Raw genomic sequence first — 21751 nt, 5'->3', positions numbered from 1 at the left:
GTTTATCCGTTTTGTAGCAACCCGTAGCAACCGTCGCCATTTCCGGGCCAAAACGTCTCTGAAAGCCCGGTACGGCGACAACCTCTGGAGGTCATCCGCACCGAGGGTGTGACGGGGTCAACCGACGGGCCAGCCAGACCCGGCGGACGCGCCAGACTGCACGGACGGATTACCGAGGATCCACGACTGGAGAACATCCAATGAGCAGTGTTATGAATGAAGGCGGCATGGCGTCCCAAGGGCCGGCGCCGTTCTTCTCGAAGGAAGCAACCTACGCCAAGCCGGGATTTTCCCGCTGGATGGTGCCGCCCGCCGCGCTGGCGGTACATCTCTGTATCGGCCAGGCCTATGCATTCTCGGTATTCAATGCCCCCCTTTCCAAGGTGATCGGCATTACCGAATCCGCAGCTGACGACTGGAAGCTGACCACGCTGGGCTGGATTTTCTCGCTGGCGATTTTCTTCCTGGGCATTTCGGCCGCATTTGCCGGCAAATGGCTGGAGCGCGTCGGCCCCCGCCGCACGATGTTCACGGCGGCCTGCTGCTTTGGCGGCGGTTTCCTGATTTCGGCGCTGGGCGTCTATACCCACCAGATCGTCCTGCTTTACCTGGGCTACGGCGTGCTGGGCGGCATCGGGCTGGGCCTCGGCTATGTGTCGCCGGTGTCCACGCTGATCCGCTGGTTCCCGGACCGTCGCGGCATGGCAACCGGCATGGCCATCATGGGCTTCGGCGGCGGCGCGATGATTGCCGCGCCGCTGTCCGTGGCGCTGATGAACTACTTCAAGAGCGCCACCTCGGTGGGCGTGACCCAGACCTTCCTGGTCATGGGCGTGGGCTACTTCATCTCGATGACCATCGGCTCGCTGGCAATCCGCGTCCCGCCGCCGGGCTGGAAGCCGGAAGGCTGGACCCCGCCCGTGGTCGAGAACAAGATGATCACGCGTAACCACGTGCATATCGACGAGGCACTGAAGACGCCGCAGTTCTACCTGCTGTGGCTGGTGCTGTTCCTGAACGTGACGGCCGGTATCGGCGTGCTCGGCCAGGCGTCGCTTCTGATCCAGGAAAGCTTCAAGGGCAGCGTGACCGCCGCGGCCGCCGCCGGCTTTGTGGGCCTGCTGTCGCTGTTCAACATGGGTGGCCGCTTCTTCTGGGCCTCGTCGTCGGACTGGATCGGCCGCAAGAACACCTACTTCGTGTTCTTCGCGCTGGGCGCCGTGCTGTACTGGCTGGTGCCGCAACTGGGCGCCAGCGGCAATATCGCGCTGTTCGTGCTGGGCTACTGCGTGATCATGTCGATGTACGGCGGCGGTTTCGCCACCATCCCGGCCTACCTGGCCGACATGTTCGGTACCGCCTTCGTGGGCGGCATCCACGGCCGTCTGCTGACCGCCTGGGCGGCCGCGGGCATCGCCGGCCCGGTGCTGGTGAACTACATCCGCGAATACCAGGTGGCGCACGGCGTGACCGGCGCCCAGGCCTATGCCATGACGCTGCACATCATGGCCGGCCTGCTGGTCGTGGGTTTCATCTGCAACCTGCTGGTGTCGCGCGTCAACGCGAAGCACCACATGAGCGATGCCGACGTGGCCCGGCTGGGCGCCAGTGCCGGCGCGGCCCACTGATCAGGAGTCATGCAAATGGAAAACCAGAACCTCAGCGCACGACCGACCAACAAGGCCCTGCTGGCCGCCTTCTGGCTCTACGTGCTGGTCCCGCTGGTGTGGGGTGTGTCGAACACCATCACCCAGGCGATGAAGCTGTTCCAGTAAGCGCCTGCCCGCCCTGGGCAAGCAGCAAAGGCCGCAAGCGATTGCGGCCTTTTTTGTTTTTTGCGGCATCGCACGGCGGGAATGCTGCATTCCGCACGCCAGCCTTGCACATTGCCGCCGGCTTCATACACTTGACGGGCCTACCTACCCTTGGAGTTCACATGAAGATCGACCTGTCGGGCAAGACCGCCCTGGTAACCGGATCCACCGCCGGCATCGGCTTTGCCACGGCGCGCGGGCTGGCCGGCTCGGGCGCACGCGTGATTCTCAACGGCCGCAGCCAGGCCAGTGTCGACAAGGCCATTGCCGCGCTGAACGCCGCCGTGCCCGGTGCCGACGTGGCCGGCTTTGCCGGCGACCTGGTCGATGCCGCCGTCTGCGACACGCTCGTCAAGGCCCATCCCGACATCGACATCCTGGTGAACAACCTTGGCATCTTCCAGCCGCAGGACTTCTTCGAGATCCCGGACAGCGAATGGTCGCGCTTCTTCGAAGTCAACGTGCTGACCGGGGTGCGGCTGTCGCGCGCCTATGCGCCGGGCATGGTCCAGCGCAAGTGGGGCCGCATCGTGTTCGTGGCCTCGGAGTCGGGCGTCAATATCCCGGTGGAGATGATCCACTACGGGTTCACCAAGACCGCCCAGCTGGCGGTGTCGCGCGTACTGGCCAAGCGGCTGGCCGGCACCGGCGTGACGGTCAATTCGGTGCTGCCCGGCCCCACGCTGTCCGAGGGCGTCGAAGCCATGCTCAAGGATGACATCGCGAAGACCGGCAAATCGGCCGAAGAGGTGGCCGCCGATTTCGTCAAGGCGCACCGCAGCACGTCGCTGATCCAGCGTGCGGCCACGGTCGACGAGGTGGCCAACATGATCGTCTACGCGTGCTCCAGGCAGGCGTCGGCCACCACGGGCGCCGCGCTGCGCGTGGATGGCGGCGTGGTCGATACGATCCTCTGAACGGCAGACCTGCCGGCTGCCTACCCGCGCCGGTGGCGTACCAGCGCGGCCATGGCGGCCGAGGCGCCCACCACCAGCGCCGTCGTCAGGATCGGATGGCGGGTGGAGGCCGTATAGGGACACGATTTCATGGTCCGGCGGTCTCCGGTCCGCTCTATCAGACTGTTGCCGGCGGCGTGCAACGCGTTGTCGTCGCGCGGCCCCGCCGGCATGGCGGTCTGCTGGGCGCGACCCATGAAGCGCCGCATGAAGCGGTCGAACGCGTGCGGCGCGTAGTACGCCGCTGCCGAATACGCCTTGGCCGATGCCCCCACGAACATGTCGCGGCGCGGGTGTTCCGCGGCAAACAGGATCGCCTCGGCGGCCATCGATGGGTCGTAGAGCGGCGACGCCTGCCTCGGCTCCACGTGGAGGAAGTTTTTTGCGTGGGTGACGATGGGCGTATCCATCCCCGCCGCCTTGATCAGCGTGACCGACACCGGCGCCTTTTCCTGCTCGAGCTCCAGCCGTAGCGTGTCGGTAAAGCCCTTGATCGCATGCTGCGACGCCACATAGGCGCTTTGCAGCGGCAGCGGACAGTCGCACGACTCGCTTCCCATGTTGATGATGGCCCCGCCGTTCTGGCGCAGGTGCGCCACGGCGGCCAGCGATCCGTGCACGACGCCCCAGTAATTGGTTTCGAACAGCCGCCGGTGATCTTCGAGCGGCACATCGTCGTGGCGGCCGAAGATCGTCACGCCGGCGTTGTTGATCCAGGTATCGAAGCCGCCAAAGCGGTCAATGGCCGCCTGCGCGACCGCGGCCACGTCCTCGTGCTTGCCGACATCGGCGGCGACGGTAATGACTTCGGTGCCGTGTTCGCGAAGTTCCTCGGCCAGTTTGTGCAAGGCGTCCTCGCCGCGCGCCACCAGCACCAGCCTGGCGCCCAGCGCGGCAGCCTTGCGCGCGGTGATAAGTCCCACGCCGCTCGTGGCGCCCGTCAGCACGATGACCTGCGAGCCAATCTTCTTCAGCGTCTTCATGTTGCCTCTCTAGCTGGGGATGGAAAGGATTGGGCCAAGCCCGTTGCTGCCAATCGCACATCCCGTGCCCGCACAGGCGAGCCGCGTGCGCCGATGTGCACCGCAGCAAGTCCGGTCAGGAATTACAAACCCGGAAACAAACCCGGGAAAAATCCGCCCCCCGTTGTAGGACGGCTCCCGCTTTCGCACGTCGGGTGCGCTGCATAAGCTGAAATGACTCCACCGCCTCAGATCCGTCCCATGGCCAAGTCCGCTGCAGCCTCCGCCTCTACAGACGCCCCGCTGGGCAAATACCAGCGCAAGCGCGACTTCGCGGCCACGCCGGAACCGAGCGGCAAGCAGGCCCCTCGGACCGCGAAGGCCGGCAAGGGCAAGGCCGCCGCCGGCAACGGCGCCCACGCGTTCGTCATCCAGAAGCACGCGGCGCGCCGGCTGCACTACGACTTCCGGCTGGAACTGGACGGCACGCTCAAGAGCTGGGCCGTGCCGAAGGGGCCCAGCTACGATCCGGCAGACAAGCGCATGGCCGTGCACGTGGAAGACCATCCGCTCGATTACGCCGATTTCGAGGGGGTCATCCCCGCCGGCCACTACGGCGCGGGCACGGTGATCGTCTGGGATCGCGGCGAATGGATCCCCGATACGGACCCCGAGGCCGGCTATCGGGACGGCAAGCTCAAGTTCGAACTGCGCGGTGAAAAGCTGCAGGGCCACTGGACGCTGGTGCGCATGGGCGGCAAGAAGGCGCGCGACGACAACGCGTGGCTGCTGATCAAGGAGCGCGACGAATTCGCGCGGCCCGCGTCGGAGTTCGACGTGGTGGAGGCCATGCCCGACAGCGTGCTGGCCGGCACGGCCAAGGCGCCGACGAAAACGGCCGCGACCGGGAAGGACAAGCCAGCCTCGAAAAAGACGTCGAAGACGGGCGGCCAAGGCGGCAAGGCCGCCAGCAAGATGCCCGCGCTGCCTGTCGGCGCCAAAAAGGCCGCCCTGCCCCTGGCGCTGGCGCCGCAACTGGCCACGCTGGTCGACAAGCCGCCCGCCGACCCCAGCCAATGGCAATACGAGATCAAGTTCGACGGCTACCGCATCGTGGCGCGCATCGATGGCGCCGATGTACGGCTGTTCACCCGCAATGGCAACGACTGGACCGCGAAGCTGCGCGCGCTCGCGGCCGAGATCGCCGCACTGGGCTGGCCCGACGGCTGGCTCGACGGCGAAATCGTCGTGGTGGACAAGGACGGCATCACCGACTTCCAGGCGCTGCAGAATGCCTTCGAAACCGCGCATGCCGAATCGATCCAGTTCTACGTGTTCGACCTGCCGTGGTTTGCCGGGCATGACCTGCGCGCGGTGCCGCTGGCCGAGCGACGGGCCCTGCTGCGCGGGCTGCTGGCCAGTCACACGTCGGGCCGCGTGCGCTTCAGCGACAACTTCGAAGGCGCCCCGGCCGACATGCTCGATGCAGCGTGCCGCATGAAACTCGAAGGCATCATCGGCAAGCGGGTGGATGCGCCCTACGTCAGTTCACGCGCGCCATCATGGATCAAGCTCAAGTGCCAGAACCGGCAGGAATTCGTGATCGGCGGCTACACCGACCCCAAGGGCAGCCGCAGCGGGCTCGGATCGCTGCTGCTGGGCGTGCATGATGCCGACGGCAAACTGCGCTATGTCGGCAATGTCGGCACCGGCTTCGACACGGCCATGCTCGATGCGCTGCGCAAGCAGCTCGAACCGCTGCGCACCGACGACACGCCGTTCGACCCGCTGCCGCGCGGCATCAAGGGCCATTGGGTCAAGCCCAGGCTGGTGGCCGAGGTGACCTTCGGCGCCTGGACCCGCGAAGGCCGCATCCGCCATTCCGTGTTCCACGCCCTGCGCACCGACAAGCCGGCGGCCTCGGTCACGCTGGAGGTGCCCGCCAAGGCGGACGCGCCGGGCCGCACGCCCTCGGGGAAGACCGCCATGAAAGCCGCCACGAAGACTGCTACGAAGACTGCCGCCAAGGCCGCCACCAGCGCCACCACCAGCGCCGCCACCAAGACCACCGCCGGTGCGCCCCCGCGAAAAGGCACCAAGGCTGCCATCGGCAATGTCGTGGTCAGCCATGCCGACCGCGTGATCGACAAATCCACCGGACTGACCAAGGGCGATCTGGTCGGCTACTACGCCCACGCCTCCGGCCTGATGCTGCCGTTCCTGCGCGGGCGCCCGCTGGCGCTGGTTCGCGCGCCCTCCGGCATCGACGGCGAGCAGTTCTTCCAGCGCCATGGCGACACGCTGCACCTGAAGGGCGTCAACGCCCTGGACCCCGAACTCTGGCCCGGCCATCCGCCCCTGCTGGAGATCACCTCGGCCGCCGCCATCGTGGAAGCGGCGCAGCTGAACGTCGTGGAATTCCACACCTGGAATGCCAGGGCGCGCAACATCGACAAGCCCGACCAGATCGTCTTCGACATCGACCCGGGCGAAGGCGTCAGCTGGCGCGAGATCCAGGAGGCGGCCAGCCTGGTCAAGGCGCTGCTCGACGCACTGTCGCTGCAGAGCTTCCTCAAAACCAGCGGCGGCAAGGGGCTGCATGTGGTGGTGCCGCTGGCCGCGCGCGCGGGCTGGGATGCCGTGCGCGACTTCGCGCAGGACGCGGTGACGCACATGGCCCGGACGATCCCCGAACGCTTTGTATCGAAGAGCGGTCCGCGCAACCGGGTTGGCAAGATTTTCATTGATTACCTGCGCAATGGTGTCGGCGCTACCACGGCGGCCGCCTTCTCGGCCCGGGCGCGTCCCGGCCTCGGCGTGTCGATTCCGGTCAGCTGGGATGAACTGGATGACCTGACGGGCGCCGCGCAATGGACGATCGCCAACGTGGCCACCCGCCTGGACGAACTGGCGCGCCACGACCCGTGGGCTGGCCACGACAAGGTTCGCCAGACGCTGACCCAGGCCCGCAGGCAGCTCGACGCCGCCTGAAGCGCGGCACACGCCTCCCCCACGCCACAACGCCCGTCCCCTGTCGGCGTCCGTCTGTCAGCCATCGCGCCATGTGCGGCACGGTTCTTGCCACACTGCACCCAGAACCTGGGCCTGTCGCCGCCCCGGTTGGACTGGAAACGATGAAACAAGACCCCGATCCCTGGTACTCGAGCGAATTCTGGCAGCGCGCCCTGATCGGCGTGCTGATGCTCGCACTGGCTTATCTGCTGGCTTCCCCGGCGGACGCACGCGCCGCGGGTACGCGGCTGCACGTCTACGCGCCGGGCGGCTGACATCTGCCGGCCGCGCAACGCACCAATGTCATAAATACAATCGATATGGGCGGAATGAAGGTAAAAACTACAATTCAAGATAGGTCGGCGCCACCTCGGGACGCCGCTTGGGGCCGCGTCGCGCCGGTTCGTGCCCTGCGCTCACCCGACTTTGCCATTACCAAAGCCAAAGCGGCGTTGTCTGCCGCCCGTCAGCCATGAATGCCACGCCTGCCCACCACCCGACGCGTCGACCGCTCGTCCTCAATGTCGAGGGCCGCGAGGGGCCGCGCTACGTCAAGAGCCGCATCCTGAACCGTGCAGACTTCGCCGTGCTGGAGGCATCCGACGGCCAGGCCGCGCTGTCACTGGTTCGCCAGCACGCGCCAGACCTGGTGCTGCTCGCGGGCCCGCTGTCCGACATCGATGGCCTGGACGTTTGCCGCCTGATCAAGAGCGATCCGCAGACCGCCCGGACCATGGTGCTGCTGACCTCGCCCGGCGTGACGGACTCGCATCGCCGCGTGCAGGCGCTGGACGGCGGCGCGGACAGCTTTCTGGTCGAGCCGGTGGAGCCCGAGGAACTGGTGTCGAACATCAACGCGCTGCTGCGCATGCGGGGCGCCGAGGACGCCTACCGGCGCACCTCGCAGGCGCTGCACGAGAACGAAGACCTGTTCCGCCAACTGGCCGAGGCCTTCGCCGATGTGGTCTGGATCATCGATCCAGCGGCCCACCGCTTCCTGTTCATGAGCCCGTCCTTCGAGGCCTTGTGGGGCCGCCCGGCCGATTCGGTCAAGCAAGACCCCACCTGCTGGCTGAAGTGGGTGACATCCGACGATCGCGCGCGCCTGGAAGCCGAATGGCAAAGCATGCTGCGCGACGGCCGTCTGGATTCGGAATTCCAGCTCGAACGCCCGAACGGCGAGATCCGCGAAGTGCATATGCGGGCGTTCCCGGTACGCGGTGCCGATGGGCGATGCCTGCGCGTGGCCGGTATCTGCCAGGACGTGACGCGCCACAACCGCGCCGAGCGCACCCTGCATAACGAAGAGCGCCGCAAGGACGAATTCCTGGCCATGCTGGCGCACGAACTGCGCAATCCGCTGGCGCCGATGCGCAGCGCCGTGGACCTGCTTCAGCAGTTTTCGCCAAGCCGCGAAGACATGTTCCGGGCGCGCGACATCATCAGCCGCCAGCTGCATCACCTCACCCGCCTGGTGGACGAACTGCTCGATGTGTCGCGCTTCAACCAGGGCAAGATCACCCTGCGCCGCGACTTGGTGGAACTGCGCGGCGCCCTGAACACGGCGGTGGAAACCGTACGTCCGCTGCTGGAATCTCGCCGCCACACGCTGCGCCTGGCGCTGCCGGAGCAGCCGCTGCCGGTGCGGGGCGATATGGTGCGGCTCACGCAGATCTTTGCCAACCTGCTGCATAACGCCGCCAAGTTCACGCCCGAAGGCGGCCAGATCGCCGTCGAGGCCACGGCCTCCGATGGCAAGGTCGTGGTGCGCGTGCGCGACAACGGCAACGGGCTGTCGACAGACATGCAGCGGCAACTCTTCGACCCGCTGGCGCCTGCAGCGGGCGGCGGCGACGCGGACGCACACGGCGCCGGCGAACACGATGACCGGCCGGCTGCCGAACGCGCGGCGCAGCAGCCCGCCCAGCCAACGCAGCAGGCCCAGGCCGAAGACCCGCAGGCGGGCATCACGGACCCCGATGCCTTTGCCGCGCGCGAAGGCGCCGGCATCGGCCTGACGCTGGTCCAGAAGCTGGTGACCCTGCACGGCGGCCGCATCAGCGCCGAAAGCCCGGGCCGGAACCTTGGCAGCACCTTCATCGTCGAACTGCCAGTGGAGCCCTGGCAGACCTGGCATCCGACGAGCGGCAAGACCCGCGTGGCCTCCACGGCCGCGCACACGATCATGCTCGTGGATGACAACATCGACGCCCTGGAGGCCATGACGATGACGCTGGAGACGCTGGGCCACACCGTGGTGACCGCGCCCGATGGCCAGAGCGCCATCGCGTGCGCCGCCAGCGTGCGACCGGACGTCGTCCTGCTGGATCTGGGCATGCCGACCATGGACGGCTTCGAAACCGCCCGGCGGCTGCGCGAGATTCCCGAACTGCGCAATGCCCGGCTGGTGGCGCTGACCGGATTCGGCCAGCCCGACGACCGGCGCCGTACCCGCGCCGCGGGCTTCGACATGCATCTGGTGAAGCCAGCGGATCTCAACGCACTGACGCGCCTGCTCGAGGAACTGGACGCCTGAGGGGCAAGCGCCCGCACAAGGAACGCAATGCATATCACACCCGAACCGGATATCACGCCACCGAAGCCGGAAACGCCGCCGCCGGAGCCGCCTGACACGACGCCGGAACCGGTCAACGATCCGCCTCCCGGCGACCTGCCCCCACCGCCGCCGCAGCGCGCGGACCGCCCGGCCCCACGCGGCCTGATCGGCTGACCGGCCATGTCGCGCGCAATCTGGAAAGGCGCCATCAGCTTCGGGCTGGTGAACATCCCCATATCGGTCAAGCCTGCGTCACGCACGCAGTCGCTCGATCTCGACTTGCTGGACAAGCGCGACATGGCGCCGGTGGGCTATCAGCGCATCAACAAGCACACCGGCAAGCCGGTGGAGCGCGACGATATCGTCAAGGGCTACGAGTACGAAAAGGACGAGTACGTCGTCCTGACTGACGAGGACTTCCGGCAGGCCAACGTCGAAGCCACCCAGACCGTGGATATCGTCAGCTTCGTCGACGCCGCCGCGATTCCGCCCTATTTCTTCGACACCCCCTATTACCTGGAGCCGGACAAGCGCGGCGAACGCGGCTATGCACTGCTGCACGAAACCATGCGCAAGACCGGACGCGCCGCCCTGGCGCTGGTGGTGCTGCGCAACCGCCAGCATCTGGCGGCGTTGCTGGTCGCCGGCAAGGCGCTGGTACTCAACACGATGCGCTTCGCGGACGAAGTGGTGCCGGTGGCCGACCTGAGCCTGCCGGGCGGCAAGAAGCACGCCGCCAGCGCCCGCGAGGTACAGATGGCCACCAGGCTCGTGGAAGACATGAGCGAGGACTTCAACCCCGAGCAATACCACGACACCTATCGCGAGGACTTGCTGGCCCGCATTCACGCCCGGGTCAAGGCCGGCAAGACGCATCTGCTGACGCCTGCCGCCGACGAGACCGCCGCGCCCGCCCGCAAGGGTGCCAAGGTGATCGACATGATGGCGCTGCTCAAGCAGAGCCTGGGACAACGGGACAAGGGCGGCGCAGCCGCTGGCGAGACGTCAGCCAGCGATGGCGAGCCCTCGAAAGCAGCCACCACAGCGCGCAAGAAAACCGTCCCACGCGGTGCGGCGGGCAACCGCAAACCGGGCACCAGCGAGCGGCCAGCACGCGCGAAGGCCTCACCGAAGTCGACTGGCACCGCGTCTGGCACCGCGTCTGCCACCGCCGAGCGCAACGCCAGGAGCGCCGCGAGCACTGCAAAGAAAGCCCCCGCGCGCAAGGCGACCGCGAAGAAAACAGTCAAGGCCGAAACAGTCAAGGCCGCACGCACCACCGCCCGCAAGGCCGCCTGATCCCGGGCGTCCGTGATGCAGGTCGCCACCACGGCCCCACCCTGCCCGACGCACACGAAAAAGAGCCGCGACACGTGGGAGAGTCGCGGCTCAGCGCAGTGGCGACCTGGGTCGCCGCGCATCATCAACCGTTACTAACAATCTCGGACGGCAACACCTTCCTGCCTCAGCGTGACGACACCTTCAGGTTGTCCTTCACGGAATCCACCCCTTCCACCGACTTCACCGTGTCCACGGCCATCTGCTTCTGTTCGGCGCTCGGCACCGAACCGCTCAGGTCCACCACCCGATCCTTGGTCTTGACGTGGATGCCAGTGGACTTCAGATCCTTGGTCGCCAGCAGCTTGGTCTTGATCTTGGTTGTGAGGGCCCCGTCCGTCACGGCCTGCTTGGCGTTGTCCGCGCCAGCATCCGTCCTGGATTCCGTGGTGGCCCCGGTCGTGCGGTCACCGTCGGTACGGCCGGACGTGCCGGACGTGCCCGACGCATTGTTCGCCGGGGCGGGATGCATTGCCGATCCGCTGGTCGTGCTCTTATCGGCAATCTTCATGAAGCCGCCATTGTCGAGTGCGTGGGCGCCGCCGGCGGCAGCCAGCGCGGCAACCGTCAGGGCAATGCGAAGCTTGGGTACGATTTTCATGTGCGCTCTCCTTGTTTGCGTTGGCATCGCAGATGGATGATTGCCGGAACCATGGGCAACGCGCCTGGCGCTTGTACGGCTCGTACGGCCCGTACGGCTCGTACGGCGCGTACGGCTTGCACGGTCACCGGCAGCTTGCCCATGACGCTGCAAATAGCGTTCCAAAGCCCCTTCAAGGACGACGCGTGGTGTGCCGAGGTCCGTACGGCAGGCCGATGCCGGAGAGCATGCGCCCACGTCGGCACGCGGCCTCGCGGGCCGTGCGGCCCTTCCCGCGTGAAAAGCATGCATGCGTTGTAAATCGGGGCAAAGCGCATGTCTCGCATGGGTTACCTGCCTGTCTGCCAGATGCCATACCCCCGACTTTGGCGTTTGGCACGCGGATTGCTGCATTATTCAATGCGGCAGCCCGCCGCGACTTGGACTTGGAGACAGCAATGGGACAGCAGCAAGGTAGCCAATCCGGACAGCAAGGTGGCCAATCCCAATCGGGACAAAGGCAGCAGGAGCAGCAAGGCGGCCAGCGCGGCAACCAGCAGCAAGGTAGCCAGGATCAGCAACGCCAGCAAGGTGGTGGTCAGATGGGCAACCAGGACAAGAGCTCCGGCCAGCACCAGCAGCAAAGCGGCACAGGCAGCCAGCAGGGATCGCAGCAAGGCTCCCAGCAGCAGAAGAACCGTCAGCAGTAATCCTGCCGACTTCCTCTCCTTTCCGGGTCCCGCAGTGACATCTCCACGGTTGTCACACCACGTCTGAAGTCAGGACGCGGCCTCATGGAAGCGGGACCCCGCGCCGGAACATCCGCCATGGATGTTCCGGCGTCTTTCGTTCTAGTTGGGCAGGCGTATCTCGCTTATTTGCTCGGGATTGCAATCCCCTGCTCAGCCCAGCCGGCCCGACACCACCGCCAACGCCTGCCGCCACACTTCACGCTGCTGTTCGAGATAGTCGATGGCCTGCCGGCCGGTCAGGCTCAGCGGCTCGGCGCCGTCCTGCGCCAGGCGCTGCCGCAGCGATGGCTCGCGCAGTAGCCGGGCCAGTCGCGCGGACAACGCGGTGCGGCGTACCTCTGGCACGCCAGGGGACGCCAGCACGCCATACCAGGCGTCCTGCTGCATGCCGGCAATGCCCGCTTCGGCGAATGTCGGCACCGCGGGCGCCAGCGGACTACGCAACCTTCCCGTCACCGCCAGGGCACGCACGCGGCCTTGCCGCATCAATGGCAACGCGGCCTGCAAGGTACTGACGAGCACTGCCACGTGCCCGCCCTGCAAGTCCACCAGCGCACGCGCGCTGCCGGGATACGGAACATGGGCCATGGAAACGCCGGCCTGCCGGCACATCAGTTCACCCACCAGATGGGCGCTGGAATGCATGCCAAGCGAGGCATAGGCGATTTCGCCGGGACGTTGCCGGGCGTTGTCGAGCAGGCGTTGCAGCGTGGCGCGAGCCTGCTCCGGCTGCGAGCGCGTACCGTCCCCAGCCATCAGCAGCACGTGGGGCGTGCTGGCAACGATCGCCAGCGGTTGCAGCTGGCGCGCCGGCGCCTCGGGGCTGCTGGCCAGCAGCGGCCCGATGCTGACCGAGCCGACCGTGCCCAGCAGCAGCGTCTGGCGGTCGGCGCCAGCGCGTGCGGCTTCATGCATCGCAATCTGACCAGAGGCACCCGGTCGATTGTCGACGACCGTGGGCTCGCCGTCGGCGCCAAGACCGTCCGCCACGATGCGCGCGACATGGTCCGCGCCGCCACCGGCGGCGTAGCCCACCAATAGATGCAGGGGCGGAACGTGAGACGGAAACGGGGCAGCGGCGGCAGGCCGCCAGGGACGCGCGAACGGCATGGCCAGCAATGCCGCAGTGACGCGCCGGCGAGCACGAACTGACATGAAGGCGGCGGCAGGTGTCGGGGAAAACTGCGGCATCGTAGCACCGCGCGCCAACGTCTGCCGCCCGGACAAACCCGCCGGACGATATCAACGTGTCCAGACGCCCGTCATCTCACTGCTGCGGCGCGCGACAGGCCGCCCCATTGCCGTTGGCGGCGGGGTCCATGCCGAAGACCGCCTGCGCGCCGCACTGCGAACCGAACATGCGGGCCTGGTCATGCCCCACGCCCACCACCTCGAACGACCGGTGCGCGCTGGCCTGCCCCGGCGTGGCCAGGGCCTGCTCATAGCGCCAGTAAGCGCGTGCCCGCTGCAGGCGCGTGGGACCTTCGGCTTCGGCGCCGCAAGCCTTGTCCAGAACCCGATGGTTCGGATCGTTGTCTTCGCTACCCACCATGTAGGTGACCTGGCGCTGCATGTAGCGCCGATAGAGCGTCATGCCATCGGCGCCGCGCGCGTAAGCCACCATGTCGCGCATGCCATAGCGGTACTTGTCGTAATCGGCACAGGTACTGGTGCTGTAGGGCGCGAAGCGGCGGTAATCCGGCGCCACCGGACGATCCGGCGTGAAGTACAGGTAGGACGACGGATTGGCCACCACGTAGCGCAGGTCGATGCCGGACGCCCGCACCGTCTCGTCCACGTTGTTCAGCACGGCGTACCGATGCACGATCTGCGCCCCGCCCGAATGGCCGGCCACGGTGACCTTGCGCACCATCGGCAGGCGCTGCCTGTCGGTGACGTAGGCCAGCAGATCGTCGATCACCTGCAGCGAACTGACGCCGGCGCCGGGGCCGGACACCGCGTCCTCGCCGCCGATCCAGCCCTGCACGGTCCACACCGGCATGTTGTCGAAATGCTTGGCGGCGTCGGGCGTGCCCGGGAAATTGGGCGCCACCAGCAGCACCTCGCCGGGGTTCCGGCCGCTGGCCTTCAACAAGGCCGCGCCCGCGTCGTAGTAGTCGTCGCCATTGCGCTGCAAGCCATGCTGGACGAACACCACTTCACGGATACCGCGCAGGTCGCCGTTCAGCGCGTGATTGGCATAGACCGGGAAGTCATAGCCGGCCCCCTTGCCCAGGTGCACGCGCTGCCACTGAGGCTTGACGCCGGTTGCGCCGGGCGCGCCGGGTGTGACAGCCATGGCAGCCGTTGTGCCGGTCTGGCCGGCGCAACCGGCCAGCACCGAAACCGCCGCGACCACGGCGGTGACGGCCAAGTATTGCGTAATGCGGCGCATGAAGCTGTCTCCTTTGATGTTCTGGCCGCCCGCGCGCATCGGGCGAAACGCCAATACTACGGCCACGCCGGCCGCACGTAAAATATATGTCTCACAAGACTTCCATATGTGTTGGATATAGATCCATGGAGCTGAGACACCTGCGCTACTTCCTGGCCGTGGCGGAAACCCGGTCCGTCACGCGCGCCGCCGAACAGCTTGGCATTCAGCAACCCCCGCTTTCGCAGCAACTCAAGGTGCTGGAAGCCGAGCTTGGCGTGACCCTGTTCGAACGGCTGCCGCGCGGCGTGGCGCTCACGCCTGCCGGCACGGCGCTGCATGCCGATGCGGTGGATCTGTTCGCCCGGATCGAGCAGATGCGCGCACGCATGCAGCGCATGGCGCGGGGCGACGAAGGGGCGCTGGCCATCGGCTTCACCAGTTCCGCGGCCGCCCACAAGCTCACGCCCGAGGTACTGCGCGCCTGCCGCCGGCATTTTCCGCGCGTGGCGCTGTCCCTGACCGAATGCAACGCCGCGGAAGCGATCGAACGGCTGGCCGACGGCACGCTGAACGCCGCCCTGCTGCGCGCACCGGTATCGCATCCCGAGGGCGTGCGCTTCGACCTGCTGCTGGAAGAGGAAATGGTGATTGCCTTGCCGCTCGATCATGCCCTGCTGCGGCGCCGTGCCTTGCGCGGTCAGAACGCTGGGGCGCCCGTGTCGCTGAGCGAGCTGGCATCCGACCCGTTCATCCTGGTACGGCGACCGGGCGCGCCGGGCATGTACGGCGACCTGCTGCGCGAATGCGAGGCGCTGGGCTTCACGCCACGCATCGGCGCCGAAGTCGAACGGATGCTGACCAACCTGAATCTCGTCGCGGCCGGCGCCGGTGTGAGTGTGGTGCCGGCATCGATGGCCGGCCTGAACCGTCACGGCGTGGCCTACTGCCGGATGGTCGAGGCCGACCGGCTGCGCGCACCGCTGACGCTCGGTTACCGCGAGGGCCAGGATGACGCCGCACTGACGGCACTGGTGGCCCTGACCCACCGCATCGCCACACGCCACCGCAAGACAGCGCAGGAAGAAGCATAGCTGCCAGCCGGGATCGCCCCAACGCTCCCGCGAGCACGGGGGCGATCCCCTGGCAGCGCGGCGGGCGTCAGTGCAGCAACCCGACCTCGAAGCGCCCGGCGGCCGTGCCGATCAGCAGGCCGCTGTTGTACAGGTAGGACGCGACCACCCCACCCGTTGCACCGATCACGCCCGGCACCGGACTGTTGTAGGCCAGCGTGCCCGACGCCCCGTTACGCACGATGCGCGTGCCGTTCAGGTCGGCATTGACCTGCTCGCCTGTGGTGGCCATCACGCGATAGGCGCCATCTGCGGCGCCGGCCGCCAGGCCTGCTGTCGATTGCTGCGCGTAGATGTTCATGCCGTACGCGGTGGCCGAACGCGTCAGGACCACCGGTACCGGCGCACCATTGACCATGCCGCTGATCAGCGACCCGCTCAGCACGCCATCACCCGCCGCGATGGTGCCGCCCACGAAGTAATCGAACGCGTTGCGGGCAGCGTTCCAGACGATGTAGCCCTTGGCCGTGTTCGTGCACGCGGCGTCATAGACGATATAGCCGCCGCTGGCCGTGGCCGCGCACGTCTGCCACGTGGCCGCCGACGACCGCAGCCGCGCCGAGCCGTTGCGTACCGTGACCGATCCGTCGGCGACGGCGGTCTGGATGCCGTTGACGTTGTAGATATCGGCCACCGCCTTGTAGTCGGCAGAGACGTTCTGGAACGCCACCAGCGGCAGGAACCCGCCCCCCGATACCGGCTTGACGCCGCCCGCCAGCACACCGCCGCCGGTCAACGAGAACTGCGCGCCGTTTTCATCGCTGGCGTACGTGCAGCCACCCAGCGAGACGAGCTGTCCGTTCAGCACGGTGTTGGCCGCACGCTGGGCGCTCGCATCGATCGTCACGGTGTACTTGAGCGTGGCGGGGTCGATGCGGACCGACAGTTCCTCGCCATGGGTGTTGCCGCCCTTCCAGGTGGTGGCCACCGACGGCAGGTTCAGGCAGGACTGCACGATGCCCGAAGCCCCTTCGCACGTGTAGTTGATGGCGGCGTCCACGCTGCCGGTGCCCTTGTACCTGGGCCACGACGGGTACTGGCACAGCGGCCGGGTGCGGCCGTAGGTGCCCGCGTTGGTGTCCATCACTTCACGGGTGCCCGGCGCCACGCCCATCTCGACCCAGTTTTCGAGTGCGGTCAGCGAATTCCACGCCGGCAGGAAGCTGCCCGTACCGTGGCCCATGCCGGGCACGGTATAGAACCGGATGCCCTGGTCCACCGCCGCCTGCCCCACCTGCGAAATGACGGCCTTGTACCACGCGATGGTGGAATTGGGGCTGATGACTTCGTCGGCCAGACCGTGCAGCATGATCAGGCGGCCACCCTTGGCCAGAAAGGCGGACAGGTCGGGGTTGGTGGCGTCGGTCAGGGCCGACACGGCCTGCACGCGCGACGTCCAGCTCCCAGGGCTGGCCGGATCGAAGGTCAGCGCATCGAACGTGGCATTGCGGGTGACGAAATACTTCACCCACTGGTCGCCGGTCACGTACATGTTGGCGTCTGCCGTGGTGGCCGGATTGCCCGGCACCGCGCGCGTACCGAGGTCGCGCGTGGTGAATGGCCCCGCCACCAGCGCGCCTTCCATGAGGTTGTAGCCGCCGGCAACCGTCACGCCATTGGCCAGCGGATAGCCGAGCTGCAGCGGCTGCTCGATGGTCTTGACCGTGGCGATCTGCGCATCGGACAGGCAGGTGTCGCCGGTATCGGCGCCCCCCGCGCAACGCAGGCTGGCCAGCACCTGCATGGCGCCCACGCGGCAGCCCTCCACGTTACTGACCACCTTGTCGGCCACGCCGTCGAGCGTGTCGCACGCGTCCATGGCCGCCTTCTGCACCATCAGCGTCTTGTTGATATTGAGCCAGCCTGCGCCGCCGTTGAGGTACAGCGCCCGGCCCACGGCCACGTTCGACAGCCGCGTGCCCGTGTAGTTGAGCGCGGGCTCGTTGGCGATCACGCCGGCGTAGTCCGCCGGCCATCGCTGGATATAGCGCAGCGCATCGCGGCCGCCCGTCGAGGTGCCGAGGAAATACGCGCGCGCCGGCGCCTTGCCATAGCGTTGCGTGATCAGCGCGATCGCCACATCGTGCGTTTTCTTGAGCGTGTCGCCGCCATAGTTGGCCAGTTGCTCGTCATTGGTGGCAAAGCGGCCATCGGTGATGCTGGAACTCTGGTGACCCGAGTCGTCGCCCCACGTGGCGTAGCCACGCGACAGCGGTGCGGGGTCGCCGGGCAACGCAAATCGCACGGTCTCGGTGCCGTCGATCAGCGTGCCGTCAAAACCGCCACCGCCGAACTGGATGCCCTTGCCATTCCACTGCGTGGGCAGATTGACGGCGAACTGGATGCTGGACGCCGACGCATCGACCGGGGCAATCGCGCCGCGCACCTGGCAGTACTCGCCCAGCCTGTTGCCGGGGGCATCGGCCGCGATCAGCGTGGCCTTGCTGACGGTGGCGCCGCCCGAAGCCAAGGCCAGGCTCGATGCCGGCAGGCTCGCGCTATTGAGCGCGTTGCAGGCCTCCAGCGCACTGAGCGCCGGCGCGGCCGGTGCCGGTCCCGCATCACCGCCGGCCCCGGTGTTGCCCGTGTCGCCCGTGTTGCCTTGGCTGGCCGTGGCGGGTGCATCCTCGCCGCCGCCGCAGGCGGACACCAGCAGTGCCACTGACAATGCAGCGGCCAGCCGCCACGCAGGGTGGCTGCCCATGTATCCGATTCTCATCGTTCGTCTCCTCCAGTCCAGCCGGTACTTGTGCCGGCATGCTGGAGCGAGACGGTATCACCGGGGTGATGCCACGTAAAATATATGCCAACCTATCCATTCATATTCATGGCATATGGATACGTTGCCTTCAGCGTGGCAACCCGACATAGTTTTCCGCCAGTGACCGGCATGCCGCCTCCGAGCTGACCAGATACTCAAGCTCGGCCTGCTGGATGCGGTGCGCAAAGTCGTCGGCATCCGGAAAGCGGTGCAGCAGCGATGTCATCCACCACGAGAACCGCTCGGCCTTCCACACCCGGCCCAGGCACTTCGCGGAATAGCGATCCAGCTCGTGCGAATCATCGTGCAGGTAGTGCGCGATAAAGCCGTCAGCCAGGTAGAGCACGTCGCTGGCGGCCAGGTTCAAGCCCTTGGCCCCGGTGGGCGGCACGATATGCGCGGCGTCTCCGGCCAGGAACAACCGTCCGTAACGCATCGGCTCGCATACAAAGCTGCGCAGCGGCGCAATGCTCTTTTCGATGCTCGGGCCCGTGACCAGCGATTCTGCCGCCTGCGGGTCGAGCCGGCTGCGCAGTTCATCCCAGAAACGCGCATCGGACCAGTCCTGGGCCTTCTCGGTCGACGGCACTTGCACGTAATACCGGCTGCGCGTCTTCGAGCGCATGCTGCACAGCGCAAACCCTCGTTCGTGACTGGCGTAGATCAGCTCGTCGGCCACGGGCGGCGTGTCCGAAAGGATGCCCAGCCAGCCAAACGGATACACCCGTTCGAAGATCCGCTTCGATGGCGCGGGCACGCTGGCCCGGCTGACACCGTGGAACCCGTCGCAGCCAGCGATGAAGTCGCAGACCACCTCGTGCTCGACGCCGTCCTTGCGATACGACACGCGCGGGCGTCCGCCATCGAAATCGTGCAGTGCAACGTCCTGCGCCTCGTAGACGGTCGGCACGCCGGCCGCCTGGCGCGCCGCCATCAGATCGCGCGTGACCTCTGTCTGGCCGTACACGGTCACGTCGCGGCCGATCAGCGCGTGGAAGTCGATCCGGTGCCGCGCGCCACCGAACGACAGTTCGATGCCGTGATGCACCAATCCTTCCTCGCGCAGGCGCCCATCGACGCCCGCACGCCGCAGCGCCTCCACGGTCACGCATTCGAGAATGCCCGCGCGAATGCGGCCCTGCACATACTCGGGGCTGCGCTGTTCGATGACGATATTGTCGATGCCGGCCACGGTCAGCAACTGGCCGAGCAGCAGGCCGGCAGGGCCGGCGCCGACGATGGCGACGCGGGTGGAACGGGAATGCGGCGAGCCATTGGGGGCCATGGCGTGTCTCCTGATCTGGAATGTGGTTATTGGGCTCAACGATAGAGCGTCGCGCGCCCGGCCGGAATGGACAGATCGAACCAAGAACGTGAAAATTCGAACATTCCCGGAACCATGCAGCGCGCCCCCATGAGAACCGTCCCCACCTATTCGCTCTACGGCGTCAATTCGGCCGAGCCGTTGCTGGACCAGCTCCATTTCGAATCGATCGCGTCGCGCAGCCAGCTTTACGCGTGGGAGATCAAACCTCACCGGCACGAGCGATTCCTTCAAATTCTGTACATCCACAGCGGCAGCGGCGAGGCGCTGCTCGACGGCCGGCGCGAGCGCCTGGCCGGCGGATCGCTGATCTGCGTGCCGCCCCACCATGTGCATGGGTTCGTGTTTTCGCCCGACGTGGACGGCATTATCGTGACGATGACCGACAGCTACCTGCGCACGCTGCTGGCCGGCGTGCCGGGCACGCTGCCGCTGTTCGAGCATCCGCGCCACGAGCGCGTGGCGCGCAAGCACCCGCTGGCCAGCGCGCTGGCGATGTTCAGGATGGAGATGGCCTCGGTGGCCCCTTGGCGCGGCGCCGCGCTGTCGGCGCTACTCACGCTGGTGCTGGTGGGCATCGCACGCATTGCCGAGGCATCGGCGCCTGCCGCCACGCGTGCCAGCAGCCGGCCCGCCCGCCATTTCCAGCAGTTCCAGCAGCTGCTGGAGACCGACTATCGCGAGCAGAAGGAAATGGCGTACTACGCCGACACGATCGGCATCACGCCCACCCAGCTCAACCGCATCTGCCGCCAGCTGGCCGGACAGAGCGCGCTGCAGCTGATTCACGCCCGCGTGCTGGCGGAAGCCCAGCGCGACCTGCTGTTCAGCGATCTCGATATCAAGCAGATCGCCATGACGCTGGGGTTTTCGGATGCCGGCTACTTCTCGCGCTTCTTTGCGCGGCTGGCGGGCCAGACGCCCACCGCGTTCCGCGAATCGGGGCGTGCGCGCCTTCCCGCATTCGCCACGCGGGAAGGCTGAGCGCCGATGCGGCTGCGGCGCGCGTCAGGCGCGCGCCTTGTCAGCTTCCGCGAAGATTTCCTCGGCCATATGGAAGGCCGAATTGGCGGCCGGCACGCCGCAGTAGATGGCGGTCTGCAGCAGTACCTCCTTGATCTCGTCGCGCGTCACCCCGTTGTTGGCCGCCGCGCGCAGATGCAGCTTCAGCTCCTCCGAACGGTTCAGCGCCACCATCATCGCGATGGTCACCAGGCTGCGCGTATGGCGCGGCAAGCCTTCGCGCGTCCAGATCTCGCCCCACGCATAGCGCGTGATCAGGTTCTGGAACTCTTCGTTCAGCGGCGTCAGCTTCTGCAGCGAACGATCCACGTGGGCGCTGCCCAGCACCGCGCGGCGCACCGACAGCCCCGCCTCGTAGCGCGCGTGGTCGTCGGTCACGGGCAAGCGGCCATGGATGAAGTCCAGCAGTGCCGCCGTGAACCGCCCGGGCTGCTCGCGGTTGGAAAGATGCGCGGCCGGCAGCTCGACATAGCGTGCGCCGGGGATGGCATCGGCCAGCGCCCTGCCCTCGGCGGCGGTGGTCGATGGATCGTCGCTGCCGGCAATCACCAGCACCGGCACCGCGATCGTCTTCACGGCCTCGCGCAGGTCGGCATCGCGCAGCGCCGTGCAGCCCAGCGCGTAGCCGCGCGGGTCCAGACCCTGCAGCACCGCGCGCAGGTCGTCCAGCGCGCCGCCCGCGGTACTGCGGAAATTCTCGGTGAACCAGCGGCCGAGCGAGGCATCGACCAGCGGCGCCATGCCGTCGCGCAACACCCCGTCGATGCGCGCGCGCCATGCATCCGCCGTGCCGATCTTCGGCGCCGTATTCGCGACGATGACCTTCGAGAACCGCCCGGGGGCATTCACGGCCAGCCATTGGCCAATCAGGCCTCCGATCGACAGGCCGCAGAACACGGCCTGGTCCACCTGCAGCGCGTCCAGGATCGCCAGGACGTCACGCCCCAGCACGTCGATGGTTGCCTCGGACGCATCGGTCGATGACCGGCCGTGTCCGCGCATGTCGTGGCGCACCACGCGGAAGCGGCCGGCCAGCGCATCGGCCTGCGGCTTCCACATCGTGTGGTCGGTACCCATCGAGTTCGAGAAGATGATGACGGGCGCGGTGTCGGGGCCGTCTACGGTATAGAACAGCCGGGCACCGGCGTGATCGAGGTAAGGCAAG

18 protein-coding genes are annotated in these 21751 nt (G+C 67.2%); 10 read left to right on the top strand and 8 right to left on the bottom strand.

Annotated elements, in window-relative coordinates; genetic code table 11:
• The first annotated feature begins 200 nt into the window (after nt 1–200).
• The 3 genes from AC24R4_RS09405 to AC24R4_RS09395 all read left to right on the top strand — a co-directional run bounded on the left by AC24R4_RS09405 (nt 201) and on the right by AC24R4_RS09395 (nt 2731).
• Entirely contained in the window at nt 201–1628 is a 1428-nt protein-coding gene (locus AC24R4_RS09405) for an L-lactate MFS transporter (protein WP_400394474.1), read from the top strand.
• Between the two features lie 15 nt (nt 1629–1643).
• Entirely contained in the window at nt 1644–1775 is a 132-nt protein-coding gene (locus AC24R4_RS09400; RefSeq protein WP_400394472.1) for an MFS transporter small subunit, read from the top strand.
• A gap of 161 nt (nt 1776–1936) precedes the next feature.
• Nucleotides 1937–2731, top strand: a complete 795-nt coding sequence (locus tag AC24R4_RS09395) for an SDR family NAD(P)-dependent oxidoreductase (RefSeq protein WP_487522821.1) — start codon at nt 1937–1939, stop codon at nt 2729–2731.
• 20 nt (nt 2732–2751) lie between these two features.
• On the opposite strand, the gene AC24R4_RS09390 is transcribed toward AC24R4_RS09395, so the two are convergent.
• Nucleotides 2752–3753, bottom strand: coding sequence for an SDR family oxidoreductase (locus AC24R4_RS09390; protein WP_487522820.1), 1002 nt, complete (start codon nt 3751–3753; stop codon nt 2752–2754).
• A gap of 240 nt (nt 3754–3993) precedes the next feature.
• Here AC24R4_RS09390 and ligD point away from each other — a divergent pair, with 240 nt between their 5' ends.
• The 5 genes from ligD (at nt 3994) to ku (ending at nt 10600) form a co-directional block, all read left to right on the top strand.
• Nucleotides 3994–6723 carry a DNA ligase D gene (ligD, locus tag AC24R4_RS09385; RefSeq protein ID WP_487522819.1) on the top strand — a complete coding sequence of 910 codons (2730 nt, stop codon included), beginning with the start codon at nt 3994–3996 and terminating at the stop codon, nt 6721–6723.
• 143 nt (nt 6724–6866) lie between these two features.
• On the top strand, nt 6867–7019 hold the full coding sequence (locus AC24R4_RS09380) for a hypothetical protein (protein ID WP_487522818.1): 153 nt from the start codon (nt 6867–6869) through the stop codon (nt 7017–7019).
• 197 nt (nt 7020–7216) lie between these two features.
• Nucleotides 7217–9280, top strand: coding sequence for a hybrid sensor histidine kinase/response regulator (locus tag AC24R4_RS09375; RefSeq protein WP_487522817.1), 2064 nt, complete (start codon nt 7217–7219; stop codon nt 9278–9280).
• A 27-nt stretch (nt 9281–9307) separates the two neighbouring features.
• A complete protein-coding gene (locus AC24R4_RS09370) occupies nt 9308–9475 on the top strand; it encodes a hypothetical protein (protein WP_400397069.1) in 168 nt (55 codons plus the stop codon).
• 6 nt (nt 9476–9481) lie between these two features.
• Nucleotides 9482–10600, top strand: a complete 1119-nt coding sequence (gene ku, locus AC24R4_RS09365; RefSeq protein ID WP_487522816.1) for a non-homologous end joining protein Ku — start codon at nt 9482–9484, stop codon at nt 10598–10600.
• Nucleotides 10601–10766: 166 nt separating this feature from the next.
• On the opposite strand, the gene AC24R4_RS09360 is transcribed toward ku, so the two are convergent.
• The 4 genes from AC24R4_RS09360 to AC24R4_RS09345 form a co-directional block, all read right to left on the bottom strand.
• Entirely contained in the window at nt 10767–11240 is a 474-nt protein-coding gene (locus AC24R4_RS09360; RefSeq protein WP_487522815.1) for a BON domain-containing protein, read from the bottom strand.
• Nucleotides 11241–11632: 392 nt separating this feature from the next.
• Entirely contained in the window at nt 11633–11896 is a 264-nt protein-coding gene (locus AC24R4_RS09355; protein WP_487522814.1) for a hypothetical protein, read from the bottom strand.
• A 225-nt stretch (nt 11897–12121) separates the two neighbouring features.
• Nucleotides 12122–13126 carry a tripartite tricarboxylate transporter substrate binding protein gene (locus tag AC24R4_RS09350; protein ID WP_487522813.1) on the bottom strand — a complete coding sequence of 335 codons (1005 nt, stop codon included), beginning with the start codon at nt 13124–13126 and terminating at the stop codon, nt 12122–12124.
• 112 nt (nt 13127–13238) lie between these two features.
• Nucleotides 13239–14366: an alpha/beta fold hydrolase gene (locus AC24R4_RS09345; protein WP_400396892.1), complete on the bottom strand. Its 1128-nt coding sequence runs from the start codon at nt 14364–14366 to the stop codon at nt 13239–13241.
• 125 nt (nt 14367–14491) lie between these two features.
• On the opposite strand from AC24R4_RS09345, the gene AC24R4_RS09340 reads away from it, so the two are divergent.
• A complete protein-coding gene (locus AC24R4_RS09340) occupies nt 14492–15439 on the top strand; it encodes a LysR family transcriptional regulator (protein WP_400395792.1) in 948 nt (315 codons plus the stop codon).
• Between the two features lie 67 nt (nt 15440–15506).
• Here the strand turns inward: AC24R4_RS09340 and AC24R4_RS09335 are convergent, their stop codons facing one another.
• On the bottom strand, nt 15507–18197 hold the full coding sequence (locus tag AC24R4_RS09335) for a tannase/feruloyl esterase family alpha/beta hydrolase (protein ID WP_400395790.1): 2691 nt from the start codon (nt 18195–18197) through the stop codon (nt 15507–15509).
• 130 nt (nt 18198–18327) lie between these two features.
• Nucleotides 18328–19524 (bottom strand): 4-hydroxybenzoate 3-monooxygenase, encoded by a 1197-nt coding sequence (gene pobA, locus AC24R4_RS09330; RefSeq protein WP_487522812.1) that lies wholly within the window; start codon nt 19522–19524, stop codon nt 18328–18330.
• A 129-nt stretch (nt 19525–19653) separates the two neighbouring features.
• Here pobA and AC24R4_RS09325 point away from each other — a divergent pair, with 129 nt between their 5' ends.
• On the top strand, nt 19654–20547 hold the full coding sequence (locus tag AC24R4_RS09325; RefSeq protein ID WP_487522811.1) for a helix-turn-helix domain-containing protein: 894 nt from the start codon (nt 19654–19656) through the stop codon (nt 20545–20547).
• A gap of 24 nt (nt 20548–20571) precedes the next feature.
• On the opposite strand, the gene pcaDC is transcribed toward AC24R4_RS09325, so the two are convergent.
• The gene (pcaDC, locus tag AC24R4_RS09320) at nt 20572–21750 is read right to left on the bottom strand and encodes a bifunctional 3-oxoadipate enol-lactonase/4-carboxymuconolactone decarboxylase PcaDC (RefSeq protein ID WP_400397429.1); all 1179 of its coding nucleotides are present in this window, start codon (nt 21748–21750) and stop codon (nt 20572–20574) included.
• Nucleotide 21751 lies beyond the last annotated feature (1 nt).

Source organism: Cupriavidus sp. CER-90 (genome assembly GCF_057652055.1).
This window is presented reverse-complemented; position numbering and strand designations above follow the sequence as displayed.

Bases quoted from the DNA above. Each gene is read 5' to 3' on its own strand.
- ku (WP_487522816.1), top strand. From the start codon at position 9,482: ATGTCGCGCGCAATCTGGAAAGGCGCCATCAGCTTCGGGCTGGTGAAC.
- AC24R4_RS09340 (WP_400395792.1), top strand. From the start codon at position 14,492: ATGGAGCTGAGACACCTGCGCTACTTCCTGGCCGTGGCGGAAACCCGG.
- AC24R4_RS09370 (WP_400397069.1), top strand. From the start codon at position 9,308: ATGCATATCACACCCGAACCGGATATCACGCCACCGAAGCCGGAAACG.
- AC24R4_RS09350 (WP_487522813.1), bottom strand. From the start codon at position 13,126: ATGTCAGTTCGTGCTCGCCGGCGCGTCACTGCGGCATTGCTGGCCATG.
- AC24R4_RS09335 (WP_400395790.1), bottom strand. From the start codon at position 18,197: ATGAGAATCGGATACATGGGCAGCCACCCTGCGTGGCGGCTGGCCGCT.
- AC24R4_RS09405 (WP_400394474.1), top strand. From the start codon at position 201: ATGAGCAGTGTTATGAATGAAGGCGGCATGGCGTCCCAAGGGCCGGCG.
- AC24R4_RS09395 (WP_487522821.1), top strand. From the start codon at position 1,937: ATGAAGATCGACCTGTCGGGCAAGACCGCCCTGGTAACCGGATCCACC.
- AC24R4_RS09380 (WP_487522818.1), top strand. From the start codon at position 6,867: ATGAAACAAGACCCCGATCCCTGGTACTCGAGCGAATTCTGGCAGCGC.
- AC24R4_RS09375 (WP_487522817.1), top strand. From the start codon at position 7,217: ATGAATGCCACGCCTGCCCACCACCCGACGCGTCGACCGCTCGTCCTC.
- AC24R4_RS09325 (WP_487522811.1), top strand. From the start codon at position 19,654: ATGAGAACCGTCCCCACCTATTCGCTCTACGGCGTCAATTCGGCCGAG.
- ligD (WP_487522819.1), top strand. From the start codon at position 3,994: ATGGCCAAGTCCGCTGCAGCCTCCGCCTCTACAGACGCCCCGCTGGGC.
- AC24R4_RS09345 (WP_400396892.1), bottom strand. From the start codon at position 14,366: ATGCGCCGCATTACGCAATACTTGGCCGTCACCGCCGTGGTCGCGGCG.
- AC24R4_RS09360 (WP_487522815.1), bottom strand. From the start codon at position 11,240: ATGAAAATCGTACCCAAGCTTCGCATTGCCCTGACGGTTGCCGCGCTG.
- AC24R4_RS09390 (WP_487522820.1), bottom strand. From the start codon at position 3,753: ATGAAGACGCTGAAGAAGATTGGCTCGCAGGTCATCGTGCTGACGGGC.
- AC24R4_RS09400 (WP_400394472.1), top strand. From the start codon at position 1,644: ATGGAAAACCAGAACCTCAGCGCACGACCGACCAACAAGGCCCTGCTG.
- pobA (WP_487522812.1), bottom strand. From the start codon at position 19,524: ATGGCCCCCAATGGCTCGCCGCATTCCCGTTCCACCCGCGTCGCCATC.